The 24,399-nt window shown below is 62.0% G+C and carries 18 protein-coding genes; 5 read left to right on the top strand and 13 right to left on the bottom strand.

Annotation, left to right across the window (positions count from 1 at the left end; genetic code table 11):
• Positions 1–15: 15 nt before the first annotated feature.
• The 5 genes from GSM73_RS12210 to GSM73_RS12190 form a co-directional block, all read right to left on the bottom strand.
• On the bottom strand, positions 16–849 hold the full coding sequence (locus GSM73_RS12210; RefSeq protein ID WP_047226512.1) for an energy transducer TonB: 834 nt from the start codon (positions 847–849) through the stop codon (positions 16–18).
• Complete coding sequence (gene tolR / locus GSM73_RS12205) at positions 846–1,292, bottom strand: protein TolR (RefSeq protein ID WP_047226513.1); 447 nt, start codon at positions 1,290–1,292, stop codon at positions 846–848. Before tolR ends, GSM73_RS12210 begins: the two co-directional genes overlap by 4 nt.
• Before the next feature lie 13 nt (positions 1,293–1,305).
• Entirely contained in the window at positions 1,306–2,013 is a 708-nt protein-coding gene (tolQ, locus tag GSM73_RS12200; protein ID WP_047226514.1) for a protein TolQ, read from the bottom strand.
• Positions 2,014–2,035: 22 nt separating this feature from the next.
• Complete coding sequence (locus tag GSM73_RS12195; protein WP_256676891.1) at positions 2,036–3,955, bottom strand: phytase; 1,920 nt, start codon at positions 3,953–3,955, stop codon at positions 2,036–2,038.
• A gap of 142 nt (positions 3,956–4,097) precedes the next feature.
• Positions 4,098–6,620, bottom strand: coding sequence for a TonB-dependent receptor (locus tag GSM73_RS12190; RefSeq protein WP_160892669.1), 2,523 nt, complete (start codon positions 6,618–6,620; stop codon positions 4,098–4,100).
• A 476-nt stretch (positions 6,621–7,096) separates the two neighbouring features.
• Between GSM73_RS12190 and GSM73_RS12185 the strand changes: the two genes are divergently transcribed.
• Both GSM73_RS12185 and GSM73_RS12180 read left to right on the top strand, forming a co-directional pair.
• The gene (locus GSM73_RS12185) at positions 7,097–8,008 is read left to right on the top strand and encodes a GGDEF domain-containing protein (RefSeq protein WP_160892667.1); all 912 of its coding nucleotides are present in this window, start codon (positions 7,097–7,099) and stop codon (positions 8,006–8,008) included.
• Positions 8,009–8,017: 9 nt separating this feature from the next.
• Positions 8,018–9,055, top strand: a complete 1,038-nt coding sequence (locus tag GSM73_RS12180) for an AraC family transcriptional regulator (RefSeq protein WP_047226519.1) — start codon at positions 8,018–8,020, stop codon at positions 9,053–9,055.
• Positions 9,056–9,124: 69 nt separating this feature from the next.
• Here the strand turns inward: GSM73_RS12180 and GSM73_RS12175 are convergent, their stop codons facing one another.
• The 4 genes from GSM73_RS12175 to GSM73_RS12160 all read right to left on the bottom strand — a co-directional run bounded on the left by GSM73_RS12175 (position 9,125) and on the right by GSM73_RS12160 (position 13,737).
• The gene (locus tag GSM73_RS12175) at positions 9,125–9,565 is read right to left on the bottom strand and encodes a CBS domain-containing protein (protein WP_047226520.1); all 441 of its coding nucleotides are present in this window, start codon (positions 9,563–9,565) and stop codon (positions 9,125–9,127) included.
• A gap of 81 nt (positions 9,566–9,646) precedes the next feature.
• Positions 9,647–10,033: a nitrite reductase small subunit NirD gene (nirD, locus tag GSM73_RS12170; RefSeq protein WP_160892665.1), complete on the bottom strand. Its 387-nt coding sequence runs from the start codon at positions 10,031–10,033 to the stop codon at positions 9,647–9,649.
• Positions 10,033–12,594 (bottom strand): nitrite reductase large subunit NirB, encoded by a 2,562-nt coding sequence (gene nirB / locus GSM73_RS12165; RefSeq protein WP_160892663.1) that lies wholly within the window; start codon positions 12,592–12,594, stop codon positions 10,033–10,035. The genes nirD and nirB overlap by 1 nt, the downstream gene beginning before the upstream one ends.
• Before the next feature lie 513 nt (positions 12,595–13,107).
• Positions 13,108–13,737 carry a TetR/AcrR family transcriptional regulator gene (locus tag GSM73_RS12160; protein WP_160892661.1) on the bottom strand — a complete coding sequence of 210 codons (630 nt, stop codon included), beginning with the start codon at positions 13,735–13,737 and terminating at the stop codon, positions 13,108–13,110.
• An 86-nt stretch (positions 13,738–13,823) separates the two neighbouring features.
• On the opposite strand from GSM73_RS12160, the gene GSM73_RS12155 reads away from it, so the two are divergent.
• Positions 13,824–14,456: an NAD(P)H-dependent oxidoreductase gene (locus GSM73_RS12155; RefSeq protein WP_160892659.1), complete on the top strand. Its 633-nt coding sequence runs from the start codon at positions 13,824–13,826 to the stop codon at positions 14,454–14,456.
• 6 nt (positions 14,457–14,462) lie between these two features.
• Here the strand turns inward: GSM73_RS12155 and GSM73_RS12150 are convergent, their stop codons facing one another.
• The gene (locus GSM73_RS12150; protein ID WP_160892657.1) at positions 14,463–16,025 is read right to left on the bottom strand and encodes a murein L,D-transpeptidase; all 1,563 of its coding nucleotides are present in this window, start codon (positions 16,023–16,025) and stop codon (positions 14,463–14,465) included.
• A gap of 180 nt (positions 16,026–16,205) precedes the next feature.
• Here GSM73_RS12150 and GSM73_RS12145 point away from each other — a divergent pair, with 180 nt between their 5' ends.
• Together GSM73_RS12145 and GSM73_RS12140 are read left to right on the top strand one after the other, a co-directional pair.
• A complete protein-coding gene (locus tag GSM73_RS12145; protein ID WP_047226636.1) occupies positions 16,206–16,868 on the top strand; it encodes a murein L,D-transpeptidase catalytic domain family protein in 663 nt (220 codons plus the stop codon).
• Positions 16,869–17,066: 198 nt separating this feature from the next.
• Complete coding sequence (locus GSM73_RS12140) at positions 17,067–18,020, top strand: class I SAM-dependent methyltransferase (RefSeq protein ID WP_139050345.1); 954 nt, start codon at positions 17,067–17,069, stop codon at positions 18,018–18,020.
• A gap of 88 nt (positions 18,021–18,108) precedes the next feature.
• Here the strand turns inward: GSM73_RS12140 and GSM73_RS12135 are convergent, their stop codons facing one another.
• From GSM73_RS12135 to GSM73_RS27250, 3 genes are all read right to left on the bottom strand, one after another.
• A complete protein-coding gene (locus tag GSM73_RS12135) occupies positions 18,109–23,211 on the bottom strand; it encodes a dermonecrotic toxin domain-containing protein (protein ID WP_160892655.1) in 5,103 nt (1,700 codons plus the stop codon).
• A gap of 180 nt (positions 23,212–23,391) precedes the next feature.
• Positions 23,392–23,994, bottom strand: a complete 603-nt coding sequence (locus GSM73_RS12130; protein WP_160892653.1) for a LysE family translocator — start codon at positions 23,992–23,994, stop codon at positions 23,392–23,394.
• A gap of 54 nt (positions 23,995–24,048) precedes the next feature.
• Positions 24,049–24,399: helix-turn-helix domain-containing protein (locus tag GSM73_RS27250; protein WP_256676870.1), on the bottom strand; the 351-nt coding region annotated here is incomplete at its 5' end.

Raw genomic sequence — 24,399 nt, 5'->3', positions numbered from 1 at the left:
CAACAGGCTCGGGTTCTATTCGATGCGGTAGTGAAAGGTATTGCGCACCGCCGGCACTGTCACGGCCTGGCCGTCGACGATCCGCGGCTGATAACGGAAGGTCTGGGCCGCAGTCAGCGAGGGTCGGATGAACAACGGGTGGCAGCCGTCCAACACCTTGGGGTTGTCGATTCGCCCGTCCGGCTTGACGCTGTACTCCACCGTGCAATCGCCTTCCAACCCTTTGTCCAAAGCCCGTTGCGGATAATCCGGAGCCTCTTTGCTCAGGGGTTGATAGTGGCGACTGTCGGCGGCGGCCAGGCGCGCCTGTTCGGCTTGGCGTTGCCGGGCGAGCGCCTGGGCCTGTTGAGCCGCTTGGCGCTGTCGTTCGGCGGCCTGTTGCTCGGCTTCCTGCTGACGTCGCTGGTTCTCCTGACGCTCGCGCTGCTGCTGGGCCTGTTGCTCGGCCTGCTGCTCGCGCTTTTGCTCCTCGACCCGTTTGCGCGCCAGGGTTGCCTGCTCCAGTTTCTGCGCTTGGAGCCTTGGATCAACCGCAGGTTTGCTCGGCGCCGGGCGTGGCGCTTGCACGGGAGCCGGCGTGGCTTCGACCGGTTCTGGGGCGACCTCTGCCACGGCGGTCGGCGCAGGCGCTTCAGGCACCGGCAGCGGTGGCAACATCACCAATTGCGTGCGCAGCACCCGGGGCGCTTCGACGGTCGGTTTCTCTACGGTCCAGCCCAGCACCAGCAATGCCGCGACAACCGCGTGCAAGGCCACGGCGAGTCCCGCTGCCAGGCTGTTCCTCCAGAAACCACTGCCGGACACCGTGGGTAAACCCAAGGATGGACTGTGCATGATCATCGCCGTCATCGGGGTGCCTCGGTCACCAGGCCAAGGTTGCTCACTCCGCCCTGCTGCAAGGCGGCCATGGCGGCCACGACACGACCGTAGTCGGCGTGGTCGTCGGCACGGATATACACCTGGGTATCGCTGCGCTCGGCGACAACCTGGGCCACTTTGGCGCGCATCTGATCCAGGTCCACGGCGCTGTCGGTCTGGCTTTGGGTGTCCAGTTCAGCACCCAGGTTCCAGTAGTAACCGCCCTCGGCCTTAACAGACAGGGTCAGGATCTGTTGGCGGCTATCGTTGGCCAATGCCTGGCTGGCGACCTTGGGCAGCTCGATTTTCACGCCTTGGGTCAGCATGGGTGCCGTGACCATGAAGATCACCAGCAGCACCAGCATCACATCGATGTAAGGCACCACGTTCATTTCGGCCTTGGGCCCGTGCTTGCGTTGCGGCTTGACTAGCATCTGCCCTCTCCTCTCAAGCGGCCGCGGCCAGGTTCACCGGGGCGCCGTGCAGCTTGCGATGCAGGCGTGCCTGCAACTCGTTGCCAAACGCGTAGTAGCGTGTCAGCAAGGTCTGGCCGCGGGCGGAGAAGCGGTTGTAGGCGATCACCGCGGGAATCGCCGCGAACAAGCCGATGGCGGTGGCGATCAACGCCTCGGCGATGCCCGGCGCCACGGTGGAGAGGCTGGCCTGTTGCACCTGGGACAACCCCAGGAAGGCATTCATGATCCCCCAGACCGTGCCGAACAAACCGATGTAAGGGCTGACCGAACCGACCGTGGCGAGAAACTGCAAGCCTTTCTCCAACTGCACCTCCTGCTCGCTGATTGCCACTTGCAGCGAACGCTCCACCCCTTCAAGCACCACCTGTGGGCTGCCGGAGGGTACGTTGAGCTGGGTGAAAGCCTGGAAGCCGGCGTGAAAGATCGGCTCCACGCCGCCCTCTTCCTCGCGCACCTGGGCGGTCTCGCGCAACAGCGCTGGCAAATCACTGGTGCTGCGAAAACGCTGCATGAAACCCTTGAACTGGCGCTCGGTGCGGCGCAACACGGCGCTGCGCTGGATGATCAGGTACCAGCTCAGCAGCGAGGCCAGCAGCAGTGTGAGCATGACGGCCTTGACCAGAAGACTCGCATCGCTGATCAGGCCCCAGATTGTCATATGTTCCAGCGTGGCTTGCATGGGTAGAGCTCCTGTCTGGCTGCTATTCGATGAAATGTTCATGACCGGTTGATGACAGCGCCGCCCAAGGCAGGCGCAAGGCTTTCGCGACTTCGTTCCAGGGCACGAACTTGAAGTTCTGGGTCTGCTCGGGCATCCGTTTGCGGCCGTCCTGGACCACCAGCATGCCGTCGCTCCAGGGACCGCCAAGGTTGGCCGAAGTGACTTCCAGGCCATCGGTTTCCGAGGCGCCGTCGATGCCCGCCGCGCCGTTCAGGCCGACACGGAACGCACCGCGCACGGCATAAGGCGGTTCGGCATCAAGTAGCACATAGCTGTCGTTGCCCTGGCTTGAGATCACCAGGTAATCGTGGCCGGCGCCTTGGTACAGGGCGATGCCCTCGACGTCGGCATGCAACTGAGGTCCAACCTTGATCACGTTGTCCAATGTCGCCGGTCGGTCGGCCCGGGCATCCACCGCCCAGACTCCGACGTCTTCTTCACCGAGAAACAGCCGCTGGCGCCGGTCATCGGCGACGCAACCTTCAGGCTGGCTGTCGACGCTGAACTGGCGCACCAACTCACCTTTCACCACACCGTCCGGAGCGCTGAGGCGGTACTGCAAATAGCGCCCGTCCTTGCCATTGGCGAAGGCATACAGTTCGCCCTCAACCGGCTGGAACAGGCAGATGCCGTAGATTTCCTTGAGTGGCGTAGGGATCTCGCCGGCCTCGCTCAACTCACCGCTGGCACGGTCAATGCGGAACAGGCTGAGGCTGTTGCGATCGCGGTTGCTGGCGACTGCCAGATCGACGGTTTGCGTACCCAACTTGAAGTTGCCGCGCACATCGACGTTGTTGAGGCGGCCCACCGCCAGCTCCTGCAGCAGCTTGCCGTGCAGGTCATACGTCAGCAGGCCTTGCTTCTTGTTGGTGCCCAGCACCCGGCTCAAGGCAGGTGTGGTGGGATGAACCCAGATCGCCGGATCATCCGCCGCGTCGCCCTGGCGCGCCACCGGCTCGCTCTGGCCAATGGCAGCCACTGTAGGCAGCACCGGCGGCAGGGACAAAGGGGTGGGTTGCCAATTGATTTGGCCCTGATACAGGCGTGCGCTGTCATCGTCGCGCAACAACAGTTCAAGGCCGTTTTTCGTCGCCCGTACCGCCAGATTTTCCGGCTCGTTCAGGCCCGGCAGCGCCAGACGGGCTGTCGAGGTCCAGCCCTGGCCGTCTTGCTGATACAGATGCAGCTGTCGCGCTTGTGGGTCCAGGCCCAGCAACCCGCCTGGTAACGCCGCCAGGTCCCCAGCGGCCTGCTGGATGTCACCGAACGGCGTGCGCATCGCCACGGGTACACGCACGGCATCGGCCTCGGAGGATGCCGGGTAGGCCCACCAGCCGACTTGTTCCTCGTTGACGAACAGTTGATTGGCGCTGTCTTGCACCTGACAGGTCTGGGCATCGGGCGGCAGTGGCAAGCCGCGTACGCGCTGTGCACTGGCGCTCAGGTGCTCGCCGTTGCCCACCAGCCATTGCTCCCCCTTGCCTTCTTCACCCACCAGAAACACAAACAGGTTGCTCGCTTCATCGCGGTACAGGCACAGCCCATTCACCGGGAAATCTCGCGCAGGAAGGTACAGCGGCGTCCCCCACTGACGTTTATCCGGATCGAGGCTGACCAACAGTGCTTGCTGACGAGTGCTGTCGAGGCTGGCCACCAGAACGTTCGCCCCGAGGGCACGGCTGTCGAGACCTTCGAAGGAGCCCTCCAGGCGTGACAGTTCGCGGCCTTGGGCATCCAGCAACAGCAAGCCTTCACGGGCGCTGGCCAGTCGTTCGCTGGTCCAATGGCCGGGCACGAATCCCAGGGCATTGATCGAGCGTTCCTGTGCCTGAGGCCAGGGTTGCAGCTTCAGGGTTGGGGAAGCCGCCAACGCTGGAACGCTTGCCAGGCTGATGAGCATTGCCAACAGGTACTGCTTGGGTAAAAACAAAGCTGTGTTCAACGGAAAAATCCTTGTCATTGAGCCGGGTTCAAACGGGTCTTTTGTCCACCTGCAGGGCGAGGGGATTTTTCCCCTCGCCCTGACGGATCGGCGTCGCGATCTAGAAATGGGTGAAGGTCAGCCCCAGCTTGTAGGTCGGGCCGTATTCTTCGTATTGACCGTTGTAGGCGCGGTGGCCGGTGTAGACGAAATACGACTCGTCGGTGAGGTTCTGGGCTTCCAGGCTCACTTGCAGGTTTTTGGTCAGGGAGTAGCGGGCGCTGAAGTCGACAAAGGTCTGGGCGTCAACGTGCAGGTCATGGTCGCGGTCGCTGATGGACGCCAGCTCATACAGGTAGGCCGACTTGTAATTGGCCGACAGGCGCAAGCTCAGCTTGTCGTTTTCCCAGCCCAGCATCAGGTTACCCACGGTGTCCGACTGGTTCGGCAGGTCGATGCTGCGCTTGCGTTGTGTTCCGCTGGCCTGATCGAACCCTTCGATCTCGGCGTCCGAGCGACTGAAGGTGGTGTTGGCCCCCAGAAGCAATCCATTCCAGGGGGCTGGCAGCAAGTCGAATTTTTGTGAGTAGGCCAGTTCCAGGCCATAGAGCTTGGCGCTGTCACCATTGGCAAAGCTATGGGCTTCGGAGAAGTCGGCCCAGGCACCCGTGCCCGCCACGTCGGTGTTGTAGACGAAGTTCTTGATGTCTTTGTAGAACACGAAAGCCGACACAGTGCCGGCCCGGCCCATGAAATGTTCAATGCCCAGGTCCAGGTTGCTCGACTCCAGGGGTTTGAGGTCCGGGTTGCCGAAGGTCGCCTCGTCATCGTCAATGACAAAACCCGGGGCCAGTTGCCCGAAGGTCGGGCGCACCACGGACTTGGTCCAGGCCGCACGCACCTGGGTGTTCTTGTCCAACTGGTAACGCGCGTGCAGGCCCGGCAGCCAGTGGTGATATTTGCGCCGGGTTTGGGTGTCGGTGAATACGCCGTCGGTAACGCCGCTGCCTTTGGCTTCGAACTCCGTGCCTTCATAACGCATGCCGGCGATCAAGCGCCAATCGTCGATGTCCACGGTGTTCATCAGGTAAGCGGCGTTGATGTCTTCGCTCATCTGGAAGTCATTGACCCGCGACTCTTGCGCATCAAAGAAGGCGTCGCGATCCAGACCACCCAACAATTGTTCGATGGCTCCGGCACTGATGCCTGGACCGTAACGGCCGAGACTGTAATCCACGTTGCCCTTCTGGAATTGTCCGAGGTTCAACTGCTCGTCGGTGAACCCCAGATCGTCGAAATCCTCATAGACCCAGGCGTCGAGGTCGTTGTCCTTGTCGCGGCGGCTGACTTTGCCGCCGAATTTGACCTGGGAGGCGTAGCCACTGACGTCATAGTCTCTGGCCAGGTCCAGGCGCAGGTTTTTCTCGGTGTCGGTGGTGTTCTGCTGTTCCCAGTCCACCTTGTCCAGGCTGAAGTTGTCCGGATCATAGAACCCCGAACCAATGATCGGCCGCGGCTTGTCGTTGCCGTAGAAGCCCCCCTCGAAACTGTCGATGCCTTCGAATGTGGCACCGGCGATATGACCGGGGCTGTCCTCGCTGGACTTGCTGTAGCCGCCCTGGCCGCTGAGAGTCCAGAGACCGAACATGCGCTCCCCGCCCAGTACATAGGACTGGATCTCCTGGGTTTCTTCGCGCTGCTTGATCTTGCGCTCGCCTTCTGCGGCACCCAGCTCACCGGCCGCTTGCGGATCTTCGAAAGCCAGGCTGGCGGCATTGCGGGTTTCGCTGTCTTTGTAACGACTGTAAAGCGTGCGCAGGTAGTAGCTGCTCAGATCATCAGGCTTGTAGTCGAAGTTCAGCCCGCCGCCGGCGCGCTCCCGACGGATGTCATAGTCGCGTTGTTCGAACTCTTCCAGTCGTGAGCCTTGCTCGAAATCCCAGGCGCCGCCGGTTTCAACGTTGTCCGAGCCAAAATCGCGCTTCTGCCAGCTCAGCGCTGCTGCAACGCCGAAGTTATCGATGCCGTCGCCCAGGCTGAAACGGTCGCTGATAGCGCCAGAGAATTTCGGACTCGTCTGGCCGGTATTCTTGTCGTAGCTGGCTTCGCTGCTGCCGGTGTAGAACAAGCCCTTGTGGTCGAACGCCGAGAGGCTTTTCACGTCGACCGTGCCGCCCAGGGAGTTGGCGTCCATGTCCGGCGTCAGGGTCTTGATCACCGACAGCGACTGCACCAGCTCCGCGGGCAGCACGTCCAGGGCAACGGCCCGGCGCTCGCTTTCCGGTGCCGGTACCAGCGTGCCGTTGATGGTCACGCTGTTGAGGTCTGGCCCCAGGCCCCGCACGCTGACAAAACGACCTTCGCCCTGGTCACGTTCGACGCTGATGCCCGGCAGGCGCTGCACGGCTTCGGCGACGTTTTCATCCGGCAACTGCGCCACGCCGTCGGCATGCACCACGCTCTTGATGCTATCGGCGCTGCGCTGCTCCTTCAGGGCCTGATCGATGCTGGCCGCCTGACCAACCACTTGGACGTGTTCAGTGGTCGTCTGCTCGGCAGCGCTCAGCCGTTCACTGGCAATGGCCATCGCCAACGCGGTGAACGTAAAACCGACGAGCCCGGCAGTGCTTGTGCGGTGATGCATGGTGATCTCCCCCAGGAATCCGAAAATCCGCCAGGCAACGGCCCGGCAACTGGGAGGGCACGCTAGGGGTGGGGGGTGACGGTTCTGTGACAGCGTTTGCCCGCAGGGCCTAAAACACACTGATGTGAGGGGGTTGGCGGACCAGAATGAGCTGAAATGACCTGTTTCCGAGCCGCACAGGCCTTCAGCAGCCGATCACTTTTTGCGAAACGTCGCTCCACACCGCTGTGGGAGCAAAGCTTGCTCGCGATGCAGGCGCCTCGATCCCCTGAAAAACCGCGTCGTCTTCGTCGCGAGCAAGCTTTGCTCCCACAAAATCCCCTCGCCACAATGAGATAAGGGCGATCTCATGAATAAAAATCCGGACAACCAATGAGCTGATTCGACCTCCCCCACCCATTCACCCACCGTCACCGCACTGTCACATCCATCTGCTGTGCTGAGCCGCATTCCGCTTCTGGCAAAGGATTCCGGCCATGTTCTCCGTGCTGCGCCCGCACCGCCTCAAACTCACCCTGCTTCTGCTGGCGGCCAACCTCGGGCTGATGCTCCACCTGGCCAACGGTGAGCTCAAACCGCTGAGTGAGTGGGTCTGGCTGGATATCCTTGGCGAAGGCGGCTCGGCCTTGCTGGCGCTGGTCTGGCTCGGCCTGGTGCTCAAGAGTCGCCCGGCCGGTCGGGTGACCAACTACCTCGTATGGGGCCTGGGTTGCATCTTTTTTTCCTGGTGGATCGACAGCCTCGACGAGTTCATCCGTTTGCCCGACAGCATCACCTGGGACCACTGGCTGGAGTCCGGGCCGATGCCGGTGGGCATGATTCTGCTGACCCTCGGCATCTATCACTGGCACCGGGAACAACTGGCGATCAACGGACAAATGGAGAAGCGTGAACGGTTGTTCCGCGAGCACCGCCTGTTCGACAAACTCACGCCGCTGGGAGGCGCGGACTTTTTCAGACATGAACTGACGAGCAGCCTGGAGGACAGCCGACGCCGCCAGCAGCCCTTGTCATTGCTGGCCCTGGACCTGGACAACTTCACCGCCATCAATCAGCGCTTCGGTCACGGCGAGGGTGATGCGGTGCTGCAAGCCGTCAGCCAGTTGCTGGTGCTGAACCTGCGCCGTCAGGATCTGCTTTGTCGCCTGGCCGGTGATCGCTTTGTGGTCCTGCTGCCCGACACAGGCGAGAGCCAGGCCCGGTATCTGGCCGCAGAACTGGCCCACGCGGTTGGCAGCCTGGCCCACAAGACCCGGCAACACGGCGAGCGCTTGCAACTGGCCGCCAGCACCGCCGTGGTGATGGCATTTGACGAGTCGCCGGAGGCCTTGCTCAAACGCCTCAACCTGACGCTGGCCCGATCCCGTTCCACGTTGAAAAGCGCCTGAGGCCGGCCCATGACCCTCAAGACCTGCTGGTATGAAACCGACAGCCGCTTCATTCCGGGGCACTATCAGCCTGCCGCGCTGATCGATCTGGCACTGTCGCGTGACATCGACAGCCACCGCCTGCTGCGTGGCACAGGGCTGTTCCACGACGATATCCTCGCTGGCCAGAGCCGCATCAGCCCGCAACAGTTTCTTGGCCTGATCGACAACAGCCGACGCCTGCTCGATGCCAGTGACAGCAGTTTCCTGTTTGGCCAGCGGCTGCTGCCGGGACATTACGGGCCAGCCAGCCATGCGCTACGCCACGCGCAGAATCTGCATCAGGCCCTGGAAACCCTGATTGACCAGCAAGCACTGCTCAGCCCCCTGGCCGCGCCGCGCCTGTTGTTGGACGAGCACTACGCCTACATCCATTGGCTGGACAGTTGCGGTGCGGATGAACAATGGCGCTTCATACTGGAAGCCAGCATGACTTCGATGGTTGCCATGAGTGCATGGCTGAGCGGCGAACGCCTGCCCTGGCAATGCAGCTTTCGCCATGAGGAGCCGCGTTACGTCGAACAGTACTGGGTGCACCTGGGTGAACAGACGCAATTCAATCGGCCGCTGGACCTGATGCGCCTGCCTCGCCACTGTCTGGCCCAGCCCTGGCCCAACGTGTCGGCCACCGCCGGCCAGGTGGCGCGGATCGAAGCCCGAGACCAACTCGATCAACTGGGTTTCGCGGCAAGCTTTCTGGACTGCGTCTACGACTACCTGCACAGCCATGTGCAGCAGACGCCCAGCCTGGAACAGATCGCCCAGGCTTTCGCCATGAGCCCGGCGACGCTCAAGCGCAAGCTGCACAAGCACCATACCGGGTTCCAGCAACAGGTGGACCGGGTGCACACCCATGTGGCGTTGTACTTGTACCAGGTCAAGGGGTTCAGCAACGAGGAAGTGGCGCAGTACCTGAACTTCAACGACACGGCGAATTTTCGCCGCTCGTTCAAGCGCTGGACCGGCAGTACGCCGAATCTGATCCGGCAGTTGCTGATGTTGGGGTGAGGAAATTTAGCGAAACTTCGCACCATTGTGGGAGCAAGGTTTGCTCCCACAGATAAATTCCCTGTGGGTTCAGTGCCCGCGAATGTAATGCTCCAGTTGCCGGATCAAATCCGCCTGCTCGACAATCGCCTCCTTCACCAGATCGCCAATGGACAACAACCCCATCAACTGGCCGTTATCCAGCACCGGCAAGTGCCGCAGGTGGCTATCGGTCATGACTTCCATGCAGCGGTCGATGCTCTGCTGGCTATCGGCGGTGACCACGGGAGCACTCATGACGGTGCGTACCGAAGTGCCCACCGAGGAGCGTCCTTGCAACACCAGCTTGCGCGCATAGTCGCGCTCGCTGAACACGCCAACCACCTGACCGTGTTCGATCACCGGCAACGCGCCGACGTTTTTCTCGGCCATGATCTGCAGCGCTTCGAGCACGGTCTGCTCCGGCGCGATGCTGTGAACCTGCTGGTTCTGCACACTCTTGAGTCTTACCAGTTGAGCGGCTGTTTTCATTGTTGATTCCCAACTTCAGTTAAAGGCAAGCCAATGCACTTAAATTGCCTGATTCATTGTGGCGCCCCGGTCAGAGGCGGATCAGTCTTCGCCAATCTCCACCACATCACCATTCAGGCGCACCGGCCACACCCGCAGACGCTGCTCCGGGTATTCCAGGCAATGGCCGTCTTCCAGGCGGAAATGCTGTTTGTAGAGGGGCGATGCGATCACCAGTTCACCCTTGATGCTGCCCAACAGCCCCCGACCGATCACGTTCGCCCCGGACTTGGGGTCGCGGTTGTCGATGGCGTACAGCGGTTTGTCCTGCTGTTCGGGCAGGTACAACAGCGCCACCTGGCTGCCGTCGTGCCAGGCGACCACGCCGGAGTTGGGCACCAGATCCTCGCGGCTGCACAGGGCACGCCATTGCACGGGACTTTGGGCCGCGTTGCGGGTGGGGATACGAACGACGTTTGACTGGCTCATCAGAGCACCTCCTCGGTAACGGGAATCAGGTGAAGCTCGTGGGCGTGAACCGGCCGGCGCTGGCCGCGTTCCCTGACGAAATGAACATCCGGATCACCGCGACCGTCGTTGACGAAGGTGCGGAAGCGCTTGAGCTTGTCCGGGTCTTTGAGGGCGTTGGCCCACTCGCATTCATAACGATCGACCACCAGTTGCATCTGGGCTTCGAGTTCGGCCCCCAGGCCCAGGCTGTCTTCGATGATGACGTCCTTGAGGTAGTCCAGGCCGCCTTCCAGGCTTTCGCGCCAGACCGACGTGCGCTGCAACTTGTCGGCGGTGCGGATGTAGAACATCAGGAAGCGGTCGATGTAGCGGATCAGGGTCGCGTCATCCAGGTCGGTGGCGAACAGCTCGGCGTGACGCGGGCGCATGCCGCCGTTACCGGCCACGTAAAGGTTCCAGCCCTTCTCGGTGGCGATCACGCCGACGTCCTTGCTCTGGGCTTCGGCGCACTCGCGGGTGCAACCGGACACCGCGAACTTGAGCTTGTGGGGCGAGCGCAAACCCTTGTAGCGATCTTCAATGGTCAGGGCCATTTGCACGCTGTCCTGCACGCCGTAGCGGCACCAGGTGCTGCCCACGCAGGACTTCACCGTGCGGGTCGACTTGCCGTAGGCGTGCCCGGTTTCGAAACCCGCTTCGATCAGTTCGGCCCAGATATCCGGCAACTGGTGCAACTGGGCGCCGAACAGGTCGATGCGCTGGCCGCCGGTGATCTTGGTGTAGAGGTCGTATTTTTTGGCGACCACGCCGATGGCGATCAGCTTGTCGGCAGTGATTTCGCCCCCGGCGATGCGTGGCACCACCGAATAGGTGCCGTTTTTCTGCATGTTGGCCATGAAGGTGTCGTTGGTGTCCTGCAACGGCACCAGGGACGGGTCCATGATCGGCTGGTTCCAGCACGACGCCAGGATCGAGCCCACTGCCGGTTTGCACAAGTCGCAACCGGTGTGCCCGCGGCCGTGCTTGGCCAGTAGCTCGTCGAAGCTGATGATGCCTTCAACCCGCACCAAGGCATAAAGCTCCTGGCGGGTATAGGCGAAGTGTTCGCACAGGCTCTTATCGACACTGACGCCGCGAGCAATCAGTTCGTGCTCGAACACCTGCTTGACCAGGGCGGCGCAACCCCCGCAACCGGTGCCAGCCTTGGTATCGCATTTCAGTTGCCCAAGGTCGGTGCAGCCGCTGTCGATGGCCGCACAGATCGAGCCTTTGGTGACGTTGTGACACGAGCAGATGGTCGCCGCCGCAGGCAGTGCTGCCGGGCCCAACGTGGGTGCACCTTCGGAACTCGGCAGGATCAGGCCGGCAGCCTCCTTGGGCAACGCGATGCCGTTCTGCATGTATTGCAGCAGGGTGTCGTAGTAGCTGTTGTCGCCCACCAGGACCGCGCCGATCACTCGTTTGCCATCGGCGTCCACGACCAGTCGCCGGTAGCTGGCGCTGGTTTGATCGATGAACTGGAAGCTGCGCGACCCCGGTGTATTGCCGTGGGCGTCGCCGATGGAACCTACGTCCACCCCCAGCAACTTGAGCTTGGTGGACATGTCCGCGCCAGTGAACGGCTCGGCGCTTTCACCGCACAAGCGAGCCGCGACGTTGCGGGCCATCTGGTAACCCGGAGCGACCAGGCCGAAGATGCTGCCGTTCCAGGCTGCGCATTCGCCGATGGCGTAGATGTCCGGGTCACTGCTCAGGCATTGGTCATCGATCACCACGCCACCGCGCGGGCCGATCTGCAGAGCGCACTGGCGAGCGAGGGCATCCTGGGCGCGAATGCCGGCAGAAAATACGATCAGGTCGGTTTCCAGGAAATCGTCATCGCCGAAATTCATCCGATAACGGTACTGCTCACCGGCGCTGATGGACTGAGTGCCCTTGGACAGATGCACGCCGACGCCCAGTTTCTCGATGCGCGCCTTGAGGGCCAGACCGCCCTGCTCATCCAGTTGTACCGGCATCAATCGCGGGGCGAATTCCACCACATGGGCTTCCAGGCCGAGGGTCTTGAGGGCATTGGCCGCTTCCAGGCCCAGCAGACCACCACCGACCACCACACCCCGGCGGGCGTTGCTTGCGGCGGCACGAATGGCGTCCAGGTCTTGCAGGGTGCGATAGACCAGGCAGGAATCGCCTTCGGCGCCCTGGATCGGTGGCACGAACGGGTAAGAGCCGGTAGCGAGCACCAGTTTGTCGTAGCTGATGCGAGCCTGGGCAGTGACCACCTGGCGCGCCTCGCGATCAATTTCCAGCACCGGCACGCCCAGGTGCAGCGTGACGCCAGGGGTCTGGTACAACGAGGCTTGCCCAAGCGCCAGGGACTCGGCGTCACGGCCAGAGAAATACTCCGACAGATGCACGCGATCATAGGCGCGCATCGGTTCTTCGCTGAACACATGCAGGTGGTAATGATTGAGGGCACCGCGCTCGATCAGTTGCTCGACGCAGTGATGGCCGACCATGCCATTGCCGATCACGATCAGTGTTTGCAGCTTGTTCAGGGAAGCAACGTTGGAATTCATAAAAGCACCCGACAAAAGCCCATCACGGTTTTGAAAGCAAAAAAAAAGACGCCTGAAACCTTGCGGTTCCAGGCGTCTTTGCCTGTTCTGTGCGGTATCGATCCGGCGACTGCGCCCCGATCTACCGTTATCCCCGGCCTGCTGGCTCTCGATCTTCGTTGACCGACGGGGTTGCCCACTTGAATGTATTTACAGTGGGCCTGAACAGCCTCTTGCAGCGAGCGTGCCAAGCCTTTGACTGGCCCCTTGATTCATACACCCAGCGCTGCTTGCAACCCTCGAAATGCCCTGTGGGAGCGGGCTTGCCCGCGAAAAAGCCTGCCCGGCCACCTTATGCAAGCAGGCGCCCGTCAGAAGCTTTCCATGCGCGGACAATTGCCTTGCCATGGTGCGATTCACCGCCTGTAGCTTCATAAAAGTGCAGTGACTGGGCTGACGCCATCGCGAGCAGGCTCGCTCCCACAAGGGGGCTCGGGCCATTGTGGGAGTGAGCCTGCTCGCGATGGGGAAGGTTCAGGTTGCGCCGATGCGGGCGGCTCTATCCACCATCGCCACGATGGTCACAAAGAGCTCTTGCTTGGCCTCGTCGGCGCTGACTTCCCCGGTGGCAGCGGCATTGGACAGGGCTTCTGCCGCGCCCAGCATCGCCCGCAGACTCGCCTGGGTGATGGCCCGTGTACCGGCGAACGGTTCCAGGACGGTTCGGCATTTGTCCAGGAAAATCGCCTCATATTCGCGCTTGATGCGCTCCAGTTCTGGCGAACTGGTCAGCGCCGCGATCACCCCCGGGATCTCCCGGCCTTGCAGCAGGACGCATTCGACAAACGAAGCAGCAATCACCTCCGCGCGGCTTTGCAGTGTCGGTTCGCTCGCTTCCAGGGCGGCGTCCATGAGCGCCGTCTGACGGGCATCGAAATCCTGATAGAGCGCCGCCAGCAGCCCGGACCGAGTGGTGAAGTGGTCATACACGATGGGTTTGGTTACCCCCGCCTGTTCCGCGAGGCGGGCCAGGGTCAGCGCTTCGCTGCCCTCCTCTCGCACCAGCCGCCAGGCGACATCCAACAGCTGCCGTTGCCGATCCTCGCGAGACAAGCGTCGACGGGGAGCAGCAGAAGATCGCGAATTTTCATCAAGGCTTGACATGCTAACTTTACCAACCGTAACTTACTAAAGGTAACTTAACCAAGCATACCTGCTTGATACCGGTCATTGCCATGAGGAGTTTTGCCATGCACGCACTCATCGTTGTCGCTCATCACGATCCCCATTCCCTTACCCACGGCCTCGCGAAAAAAATCGCCCAAGGCCTGAGCCAAGCCAATCCCGTCGATACGTTCGAGATCGCCGACCTGGCCGCCGAAGGCTTCGATCCGCGGTTCAGTTTCGCCGATCACGCGGTACACCACCGCGAGGCCTCACCGCCCATGGACGTTGTGGCCGAACAAGCCAGAATCGACCGCGCAGATACGCTGGTGCTGGTGTATCCCATTTACTGGTGGTCGATGCCAGCATTGCTCAAAGGGTGGATCGACCGGGTGTTTTCCAACGGCTGGGCGTTCGATTTCAGCCTCGATAAACCCTTTATCAAAAAACTGCAGCGTTTGCAGGTGCATCTGGTGGCCCTCGGCGGGGCTGATGAGGGTACGTTCCTGCGCCACGGCTATGGCCAGGCGATGACCGCGCAAATCGACCACGGCATCTTTGATTACTGCGGCGCCCGGGTGGTCAGTTCCCAACGTTTGCTCGACTCGGAAACCCTCGAACCGGCGCTTCACCTGGCCACTGCCTATGACCTTGGCCGGCGGCTGTTCCCGCAGTGCGAGAAGACTGCACAGGTTCAAGCCAGCAGCGAGTGCGCCTGACCGCCATCAGAGCACGCTGCCCTTGGCGGCAGCGAGGACCTGATCACGCTTGTAGATATCCGGGATGTACACCGCCTGCCCCTGGCTGTCGGCTTGCACTGTCCAGTAGCCCAACAGAATCGGCACCGGCCTGGCCAGCCTGAACTCATGAGTCAGCCCGCTGGCCAGCAGCGTGTCGGTGCGCAGACGTTCAGCCGGGCTCACCAACCAGTCGCGCAACTGCATGGCCTGTTCGACTCGCACACACCCCGAACTGAACGCCCGCGGTTCCTTGCTGAACAGTGACTGGCTGGGCGTGTCATGCAGGTACACGGAAAACGGATTGGGGAAGCGGATCGCCATTTTACCCAGTGGGTTTTGCGGACCGGGGTCCTGGCGCAGCATGAGGCCGCCGGGGTGCTCCCAATCGATGTCCTGGGCCAGTAACGGCAAGCCATCGCGATCGATCACCCTCAGGTTGTGTCGACTCAAGAACTCTGGGTCGCGACGAATCTCAGGCAGTTTGTCTTCACGCATGATAGTCGGGGGGATGGTCCAGGTCGGGTTAAGTGTCAGTCGTGTCACTCGGGACTTGAGCAATGGGGTTTCCCGGTCCGCGCGGCCCACTTGGGTGCGGGTTTGCCAGACCGCTGCGCCGTCCTGGTAGACCGTCAACCGGGCCGCCGCCACATTGACCAATACGCTGTCCGGCTCCAGGTCCCGGGCCAGCCAGCGCATGCGCTCCAGATTGACGCGCAACTGCTCGCGCCGCATGAACGGGCTGATGTTCAGCTCCGTCACCGTCCATGGCCCCACTACCCCATCGGCTTGCAGCGAATGGTGAAGCTGGAAGCTTTTCATCGCCGCCACCAGGTCGGGGTTGTAGTGATCGTCGATGATCACGGGGGGTGCGCTGAAATAGCCTTCGCTGAACAATCGCTGGGCCAGGGCCGGTACGCGGGCGTCCCGCTTGTCCGGGTGCAACAACGGGCCGCCGGGCACCGGTTGCCATTCGGGCAAGGGCTGTTGCCGTTGCCGGGCGTAAAGTTCACGCAAGTTGCGATACAGCGCCAGGCTCGGCCGGGCCTGCTCAAAGGCCTCGTCCAAGTCGTGCAGGCCCGACCCGGCAATGGCCAACACCTCGGCCTGACGATCCTGTGGCAGCGGGTCGGCCTTCCACACCGGCTCCAGGCGGTCCTGAGGCAGGTATCCGAAACGCAGCTCATACAGCGCTTGCAAGTAGCGCTGACTGATGGCGATGTCTACACAATGGGGGGTTTGGGCAGTTCTTTCTGCGGGCAAGCTGTAGCGTGCCGGGTCCAGTCCGTCGTCGGCCAGTTGCTGCAACTGTGCCTGCAACGCCATCCGCCGCTCATCGTCCGACCAGACGTCCTGGCCTGCGTTTTGCTCGTAGAACGCCTGCAAACTCATCATCGTCGGAAAGTCGACGCCTGCGGCCAGCTCGGGACAGTTGACCGACAGCTGGGCCAAGGTGGTTTGCACCAATGCCGGATCGCTTTGCTCGGCTGTTGCGACCAATGGCGCAGTGAGCAATAAAAGGCTCAGGTAACATGCGGACTTTTTGAACAACTGCTTTACTCCAATCCATGGCCGTCCCGTTGACGGTCAACTTTGCGACAGGTACGACCCGCCATCATGCAAACAAACCAAATCGGACGGGATGCCGCAAACAAACACCACCGTGGGAATTTTCCATCTTCAGCAAGCCTCTTGCGCCGACTCTGCCTGGTCATCACCGGCCTTGGCGTGATGTGCAGCCCGGCGCTGGCCGACAAAGGAAATTCTCAGCCGCTTTACAACAGCCTCACCCACGCGGCGCCGGAACTCAATCCCCAAGCGCTCAAAAGTGCCTTGAGCGCCATGCAATGCGCTGTCGCCAACGGCGCTCGCCCAGCCCGCCACCTGGCGGTCATCGACTACTCGCAACCTTCCACGGCCCGTCGCCTGTGGATCTTCGACCTGCGCCAGAAGAAGCTGGTATTGCGCGATCTGGTGGCCCACGGGCAAAAATCCGGGGAAAACTTCGCCACCCAGTTCTCCAATCGCCTGGGCAGTTTCCAGTCGAGCCTGGGACTGTTTCGCACTCAGGAAAGTTATCAGGGCGCCCATGGATACTCGTTGCGCATGGACGGTCTGGAGCCGGGCTTCAATGACCTGGCCCGCGACCGCGCGATCGTGATCCACGCCGCCGATTATGTGAACCCGCTGTGGAGCGTGCGTCAGGGGCGCATCGGCCGCAGCCTGGGCTGCCCTGCCGTCCGCCCGCAGGTGGCGCGCAAGGTGATCGACAAACTTAAAGACGGGCAATTCATGTTTTCCTGGTACCCGGACCCGAGCTGGCTCAAGCGTTCGGCCTACCTCAACTGCCAGCCGCAACAGGTTGCGAGCATTTTGGCTACTAGCGGCAGTTAGGTAGCACCTTTGTGGCGAGGGGATTTATCCCCGCTGGGCTGCGAAGCAGCCCCAATGCAGCAGACTCCATCTTCCTGGCACACCGAGTTGGCAGGCAGGGCTGCTTTGCAGCCAGCGGGGATAAATCCCCTCGCCACAGATTGCACCTGCTGAAAGGCTGGTTAAAATGCCGGCCTTTCGCATTGCTGGCCTTGTCCGATGAACCCTGAAGCCCTTCAAACCCTGCAGACCCATTTACTGACGGCCCTGACCTCGGTGCCGGAAGAAACCCGGCGCCTGTTCCATGGCCGCGGTCGCTGCTGGCCGGGGTTGGAGCAGATCACCGTCGACTGGCTACAAGGGGTGATGCTGGTTTCGTTGTTCAAGCAGCCTGAGCCGACGCAGTTGGACGATCTGATGTCCATGCTGCTCGCCCTCACCGTTACCCCGGCCTGGCAACAGAGCAAGGCCCATACGCTGGCCGTCCAACACCGTTACCTTCCCGACAGCCTTACCCAGTGGCTGGTGGGTGAGGCTCTGGACGAATGGACCTTGGTCGAAGGCGGCTTGCGCTATCGGATCGACCTGGGCAAGAAGCAGAACAACGGTCTTTTCCTCGACATGCGCTACGGCCGCGACTGGGTTCGCGCCAACGCCAGCGGCAAGCGAGTGTTGAATCTGTTCGCCTACACCTGCGGTTTTTCCGTGGCAGCCATCGCCGGCGGTGCACAGCATGTGGTCAACCTGGACATGTCGCGCGCGGCCTTGAGTCGTGGCCGCGACAACCATCGCCTGAACGGCCATGACCTGAGCCAGGTGAGTTTTCTTGGCCACGACTTGTTCAAGTCATGGGGCAAGGTGATCAACAGCGGCCCTTATGACCTGGTCATCATCGATCCCCCCACCTTTCAGAAAGGCAGCTTCCTGCTGACCAAGGACTATCAGCGAGTCCTACGGCGCTTGCCGGAACTGTTGTGCGCCACTGGCACGGTCCTGGCCTGCAGCAACGACCCGGCCACCGGCCCGGACTTCCTCATCGACGGCGTCACCCGCGAAGCGCCTGGCCTGAAGTTCGTGGAACGCCTGGCCAATCCCCCGGAGTTTCCCGACGCGGATATGGAGTGCGGCTTGAAGGCATTGGTGTTCACCCGCGACGATGGCTGCGCCGTGTAACGATGCCTGATGCGCCCCTTTGCAAGGGCGCTGTGGCGAGGGGATTTACGCCCTCGCCACAGCTTCGCGGCAGGTGTGCCGGCACAGGTTATTGCGGTCGCAGCGACCACCAAGGGGTGACCAGGCCAGTGGTTATCCGATGCACCATGGCCTCGACTTCCCGGCTCTTGACCGAACGGTAGATCGCCATGGTGCGCCGCAACTGGTCTTCGGTGAGCGTCACCGGCTCGCCTGCGGCCCAGTTCACATCCGCTACGGCCTCGAGCCTCACCCGATACCACATCGTCCCGGTGGGCTGGGTGATTGACTCCAGGGCGCTGGGCAGGTCGGCGTCCGGTTGCGCCAGGTTATCCAGCAATACCTGCGGCCAATGGGAGGGATCCACCGGCTCGCTGAAGGCATCCACCAGGTTTTCCTCCACCGTGTCCCAGATGGCCAGGCCGTCGAGCCAATCGCGAGACATCAACCCCAGATACGGGCGCCAGGCCAGTTCCCCTACGCGGGGCGTTTGATCATTGCTGTTGAATGTGTCCTGTGCGTCACTGAGCCAGTTGATGAAACCCTCACGGGTCATCGCGGCCCGGCGTTGCACAAGCTCGGGATATCGGCCGCTTAACACCTGGCCCCAATAGTCATAATGGTTGGTCAGAAACCTCGCAAAGTGTATGCCCTGGGGTTCGAGGCGAGCACGCTGAACCGAACCGAACATGAGGAAATGCAGCTCCAGCTCGGCAACGTCTGGTGTTTGCCTGTCCAGAACCCGTGCTTGCAAGCGGGTACGCAGTTGGGCCAATTGCTGGTCGAAATCTGCGATACGGCCCGACAGCTCGGTATAAAGGTCGGGGTAGCCAGTGTAGTACTGCAGGATACCGGCAGCCCTCTGACGATCTCCCAGGGCCAGGCCGCCTGGTTGATCGGCGTCTGCGTCACGGATGGCGCCGCAGAACCAATCGATGAAGCGGCGCCCTCCGGCATCGTCGCGAGCCACTTCCAATGCACTCTTGAGGTCGGGGAAGTCACGGAGCCAGTCATCGACGGTGTAGCGAAAGGCCTCGGGGTCCAATGCGCGAAGGGCGCGGATCTGGGCGCTGGGCAGTGGATTATCTTCGAGCCAGAGCCCAAGGGTGTTCGTCTTCGGCATGTTGCCAAGGGCAGGAATCAGATCATCCTGGATGTTGCTGATGCGATTGCCCTTGAGGTCGAGGAAGATCGGATCGGATGAAGGCCTGGCCAACAGCGCCAGGGCCAATGCCGGTACCCGATCGAGCCCCGCGTTGGCCAGTTCCAGCTCCTTGAGGTGCGCAAGCTCCGGCAGATCGGGTAATTCCCGACAGTTGTTACCGCTCAAGCGCAGGTCCTCCAGGGCCGTGGCGGCACGCAAGAATGCACTGCCCTGTTCATCCAGGCGAAGGCCACAACGAACCAGGTCCAGCGCTTGCAATCCTGGTAAAGCGGTGATGGCCTCCAGCTCCTGGGGGGTGAAATGCAAGTTGTCGGACCAGACGAGTTCACGCAGGGACGGCAACTCAGCCAGGCGGCCGATGGCCGCGACCATATTGGCACTGGCCACGGGGTCCGAGCCACTGCTCACCTCGGACAGCTGCAGCTCTCGCAAACCAGTAGCACGGTCGGCGCCGATCAAGGGGGCAAAGGTGTCCGCATTCATATTGAGCGGATTTCTGCCCAATGACAGCTCCTCCAGAGAGCGAAACTCACCCGCCGCTACCGGCACGGCGGTGAGCTCATTGCCATGCAGGCGCAGCGTATCGATATTGGGAAACAACCTCAGGAAATTCGAAGGGTCTTCGCTCAGCCCCAGATGAGCCAACGTCAGCTCTTCAATATGCTCGAAACGTGCGCTGATGGGAGGAAGCCGGCCGATGTTCAACCCCGACAGACGTAGAGTCAGCTCGCTATCCTCCCTGAGCGGATCGGGCTCACGGCGCCAGGCGCGACGGATCTCCTGCGCCACCTCCCTGCGCATGGCGATGGTATCTGCACGGGTATATTCGCTCTCGACGGGGTGATGAACCCCCTCATGGACCTCCCACTGACGCAGGCCTTCGTCCAGCGTTGCCCAATCGTTGCTCAACCGGGTCACCAGGGTGTCCAGGCTGATGCCTTCGCGCCTGGCCTGATCGGCCAGGCTACGCTGAAGCCTGGCCAGCGATTCCCCGGCATAGTAGGGAAACAGGCGTTCAAGACGCCCTTCCACACGGTGGCGCCAGCCCTGCAAAGGAAGTTTCCCGCGCCCACTGAGCGGATAACCCAGGCGTCCGTTCTGCCATTGCAGGGCAGCTGCGTCGTTGCCCGTGCGTTTGAGCGACAGGTACGTACGCAGCCTCTGGCGATCGCCAAGGGCTTGCTCCATCAGCACCTTGCGAAGGGTGGTCGACGCCCAGATGTTCAAGCCGAGCGCGTTGCGGGCCTCATCCGGCATCGCTCTGAGCAGCGCCTCTTCGAGGCTCGAATCCCCAGCCAGCTCATTTCCCCTTTCGTCGAAGGGATGGTATTTCCCGCCGTCCTGGCGGATGACTTTCAAGGGGCCGTTCTCTCCCACCTCGAGCGGAGCCAACAACTTGTCCGACAACAGCCGCAGGTGCAACCGGCCTTGCAGTTGCGGCGCATTGCCAAGTAGGCCCATGACAATGCGGTCCCGGTCCGCGCTGCTTTCACCCCGCTCAAGATCGCGCAAGGCTCGAGTCAGGCGCAGCTCAGTCAGGGCTTCTACGCATTGTTTACCCAGGCGTCCCGTCACCCGGCCTGCTTGCAGCCGCACCCGGTCCTGGCCCTGAGACTGCCGGGCAAGCTCGTTGGCGATGGATTCAGGCAGCCCGGAAAAAGCCCGAACTATCGGAGCGGCCAACGGATCGAGCCGGGTGGACGAGGCCATGCCAGCAGTCACCTGCGTAACATTGCGCTCAAGATAATCGGCCCAGCGGCTGGCCAACAACCGACTGCTTTCCACCGGGCGCAGGCCGATAGAACTCTGCCCCAGCAGCACGCGCTGTTCGTCCGCGCGAAGGCCGGCCAGGATACGCTCCGCCCAGGCATGATGCTCCAGGTCCGCTTTGTCCAGATCGAGAAAACGCGTGGTGGCCCTGTCGCCCACGGAGTGAACCTGCTCGCCATCGTGCAAGCGCAGCGTCATGTCCGCAGGCCAACCGGGCAAATCCACAAGGGTTTGCGTGACTTGAATGTGCGCGCTCCCGGGTGCTTCACCCGCGCGCAAGCGTCCAACGGTCTGCTGCACCCATTGCCAGTTGCGTGCCTCAGCGAGGGCATCGGCGAATATGGCCGGCATTGGCTGCCCGCCTACTTGCAGGTAGCGCAGATGCGCCTCGCTGATACCGACCTGCTGCTGTACGGCCAGGAGCATAGCGTCGTCCAGCTCGGCGGGCGTCTCGGCAAAGTTGCGCAGCAACTCCAGATTGCTTCGCTGCAAGGGATTGCGGTGTGCCCATTGCCAGCCGCGCGCGCGGCTCCACTCCAGAGGCGGGGTCACGCCTCGGTGACCGGCAGGCAGGCGCAGCCCCAGGGCCTCGCCGGTGCCTTGCACCTCGAAATAACGACCATCGATCCGCACCCATGCCTCGTCTGGCGTACGCCAGACACCCCAGGCGTCCTGCTCGGCCTCCACAGGCGGCAAGCGCCGCGCCTGGAAGGGCGTGACATCGCCATTCCACAGCCGCGTCGTGCCGTCATGCACGGGCATGGGTTCAACGGCCCCGCCGATGAAACCCAGATAGGCACCTTGGGCGACCCCGAACAGCACGTTGAAGATGTGATTGATGCCTTCTTGCGCGTGACCTTCGTTGAGCGCCTGGATACCTTCAAAGAACTCATACACCAGGCGCACCCCGCCCACCGCCGCCGCAGCCATACCCATGGGAGCGCAGAACGGAATGAAGCTGACAGCCAGCATCAGTGAACGCTCGGCAAGGCCTTCCCAATACTCCAGGCGTGCCAGCAATGCCTGCCAGTCCTGGTCCCGGGTCGAGATCATCAGCGCCGAGGCATTGCTCAGGGTATGGGTGCGCCATTCGTGATAGCGATCATTCCAGTGATCCTCGCGAACATCGCTAAGGGTCCAGGGGACGTGGGGAACAGGCACGCGAATGCGCCGGGGATTACCCTCCTCGCCAAGCTCGCCTTCACGCCAACCCACAATACGCGCGTGGATTTCCTGGAAAAGGTTGAGGTTGTCTTTTATCTCCCACTCCACTTGGTCATGCAGGGCCTCACCTAAGCGGGCCTGCAAGCGTACCGGCAGGTAACGCATCAGGCTCTGGCGGTAACTGCGTTTGCGCACCAGTTCGGTCAGCTTTGCGGCCATGGCCTGCAGGCTGGGAAATTGCCTGATCGGGGCCACTACGTCATAGGGCAGGTGCAAGACGACCGGGCGAACGCCTTTTGCGTCCCCTTTCAGCCCCCAATACACCCGTGCGCCGAACAACGGCGCAGACAGCACCTCCAGGCCCTTGACCTCACACGCCAGGGAAGCCACCGGACGATCTTCGAGGCGCACCCCGACATAGGCCAACAGTCGCTCGCCAGTCTCGTCCAGGCGTCCATCCAGCTTCGCCTCGTACGCGTCATAGGCGAGCAGACTGCGCGCGTAGGCCATATAGGCGTCAGCCACGACAGGAACCTCGTCGCCGATAGGCGGCAGGCGTTGCCTGAGCAGACGCTGGTAGACACCGCCCACATCCAGCTGCCGACAGACTCGGGCAAAACTGGCAGGGGTCGTGGGCAATGCCGTGGTGTCTGACGGCGCGCCCCAACGGTAAAACTCTCCAGGCTTGCCCTTGATGAAAAGCTCGCCGGTTTTATCGAAAGAACTGCCGGTGGCCGCATCAGCAGGAGGAAAGTTGCGCATGGTGGCCTCCACCACCGACAGAGAGGGGCCGAAGTGCTCGCGCCTGACCCTTGCCCGCCGTACTGCGTCGCAAACACTGCCGCGGCCATTGATCGGGCGCCAGGCCTGCATGGGTGGCTGAGCCTGTAGCAAATCGAGTGTGAAGGGTTCCGGCGCTGGCAGGTCGATAAGCAGTGCGTTCAGCGCATCGCTGTCGCGCTGCAATTGCTGGGCAAGGACCTTGAAACGCTCTTGGCGGTGGCGCGAAGCTTGTTTCAACCAGGCCGGTAGCCTGGCCTGGATGAAATCGATATGGGAATCGACAGTGGACATGATGGACCTCCTTCCTTGGGGTCGATTAAGCATCTGAAATTTTGAAATACGCTAAGCCGGGGCGTGGGCGATCCTCTCCAAAATGAGCTTGTTTTTAAACCGCCCAACCGTTGCAAGGGGTTGCAGGTTCCATGGCCAGTCGCTGACAGGTCTGCATCAAATGCTTGCGCCTGATCAGGATCACACCACCAACGTCAACCACGCCGACATCAGCAACAACACCGCCATGATCCGATTGAACCGCTCCATGGCCACGGTGGATCGGCAGAATCTGGCGGCGCCGAGGCCCAGATACGCCCAGGCGGTCATGCATGGGATCGAAATCGCGAAGAACGCCAGGGACAGCCAGAGCACCCGCACGGTGCGGTCGGCCTCGGTGCCGGCGAAGACGCTGACCACCGCCAATGCCATCATCCAGGTCTTGGGATTGACCAACTGCAAACCGGCCGCCCCCGCCAAGCCAAGACGCGGACCCTCAATGGGTCGTTCAGGGTCGATGGCCTGGACTGGCGTGCTGAATATTTGCCAGGCCATCCAGCTCAGCCAGGCAATTCCGGCCCATGACAGCAAAGTCTGGAGCGTTGCATGACGGGCCAGCACATCGCCCAATCCAGTGCCCACCAACAACACCAACAAGGCTGCGGCGGCGCAGGCGCCGAGGATGATTGGCAAGGTGGTCGCCAGGCCAAAGCGCGAGCTGTGGCTCAGCACCAGGATATTGGTCGGGCCCGGGGTGATGGAGGCAACAAAGGCGAACAAGGCGAACGGCAGCAACTGGTCCATGGAGCAACATCTCGGTGAATGATCGTAGCCTGATCATTCCCCACCCAACCGCGCTCAGTCTGGAACGTTTGAGCAACGCTTGCGATAGTCCGCCGGGCTCAGGCGATAGGCGCGCTGGAACCAGCGACCCAAATGACTCTGGTCGGCAAAACCGAGTATCGCCGCCACCGCCACCGCGCTTTCGCCACGGGCCAGCAAGCGCCGGGCCCGGGCCAGGCGTAACTGGATCAGATAGGCATGGGGGGCGAGACCGAACGCGGCCTTGAACGCCCGGGTCAGGCGAAAACGGTCCACCCCGGTGACCCGTGCCAGGTCATCCAGCCCGATGTCTTCACTCAGATGACTGTGCAGATAATCACGGGCCTGCTGCGCCACCAATGGCAGGCGCGGATCGGGATTGATCCG

Origin of the sequence: Pseudomonas sp. PICF6 (assembly GCF_009831705.1) — a bacterium.
Taxonomy (GTDB): domain Bacteria; phylum Pseudomonadota; class Gammaproteobacteria; order Pseudomonadales; family Pseudomonadaceae; genus Aquipseudomonas; species Aquipseudomonas rhizophila.
The sequence above is the reverse complement of the archived record's forward strand: the minus strand, read 5'-3'. Positions and strand labels throughout refer to the sequence as shown.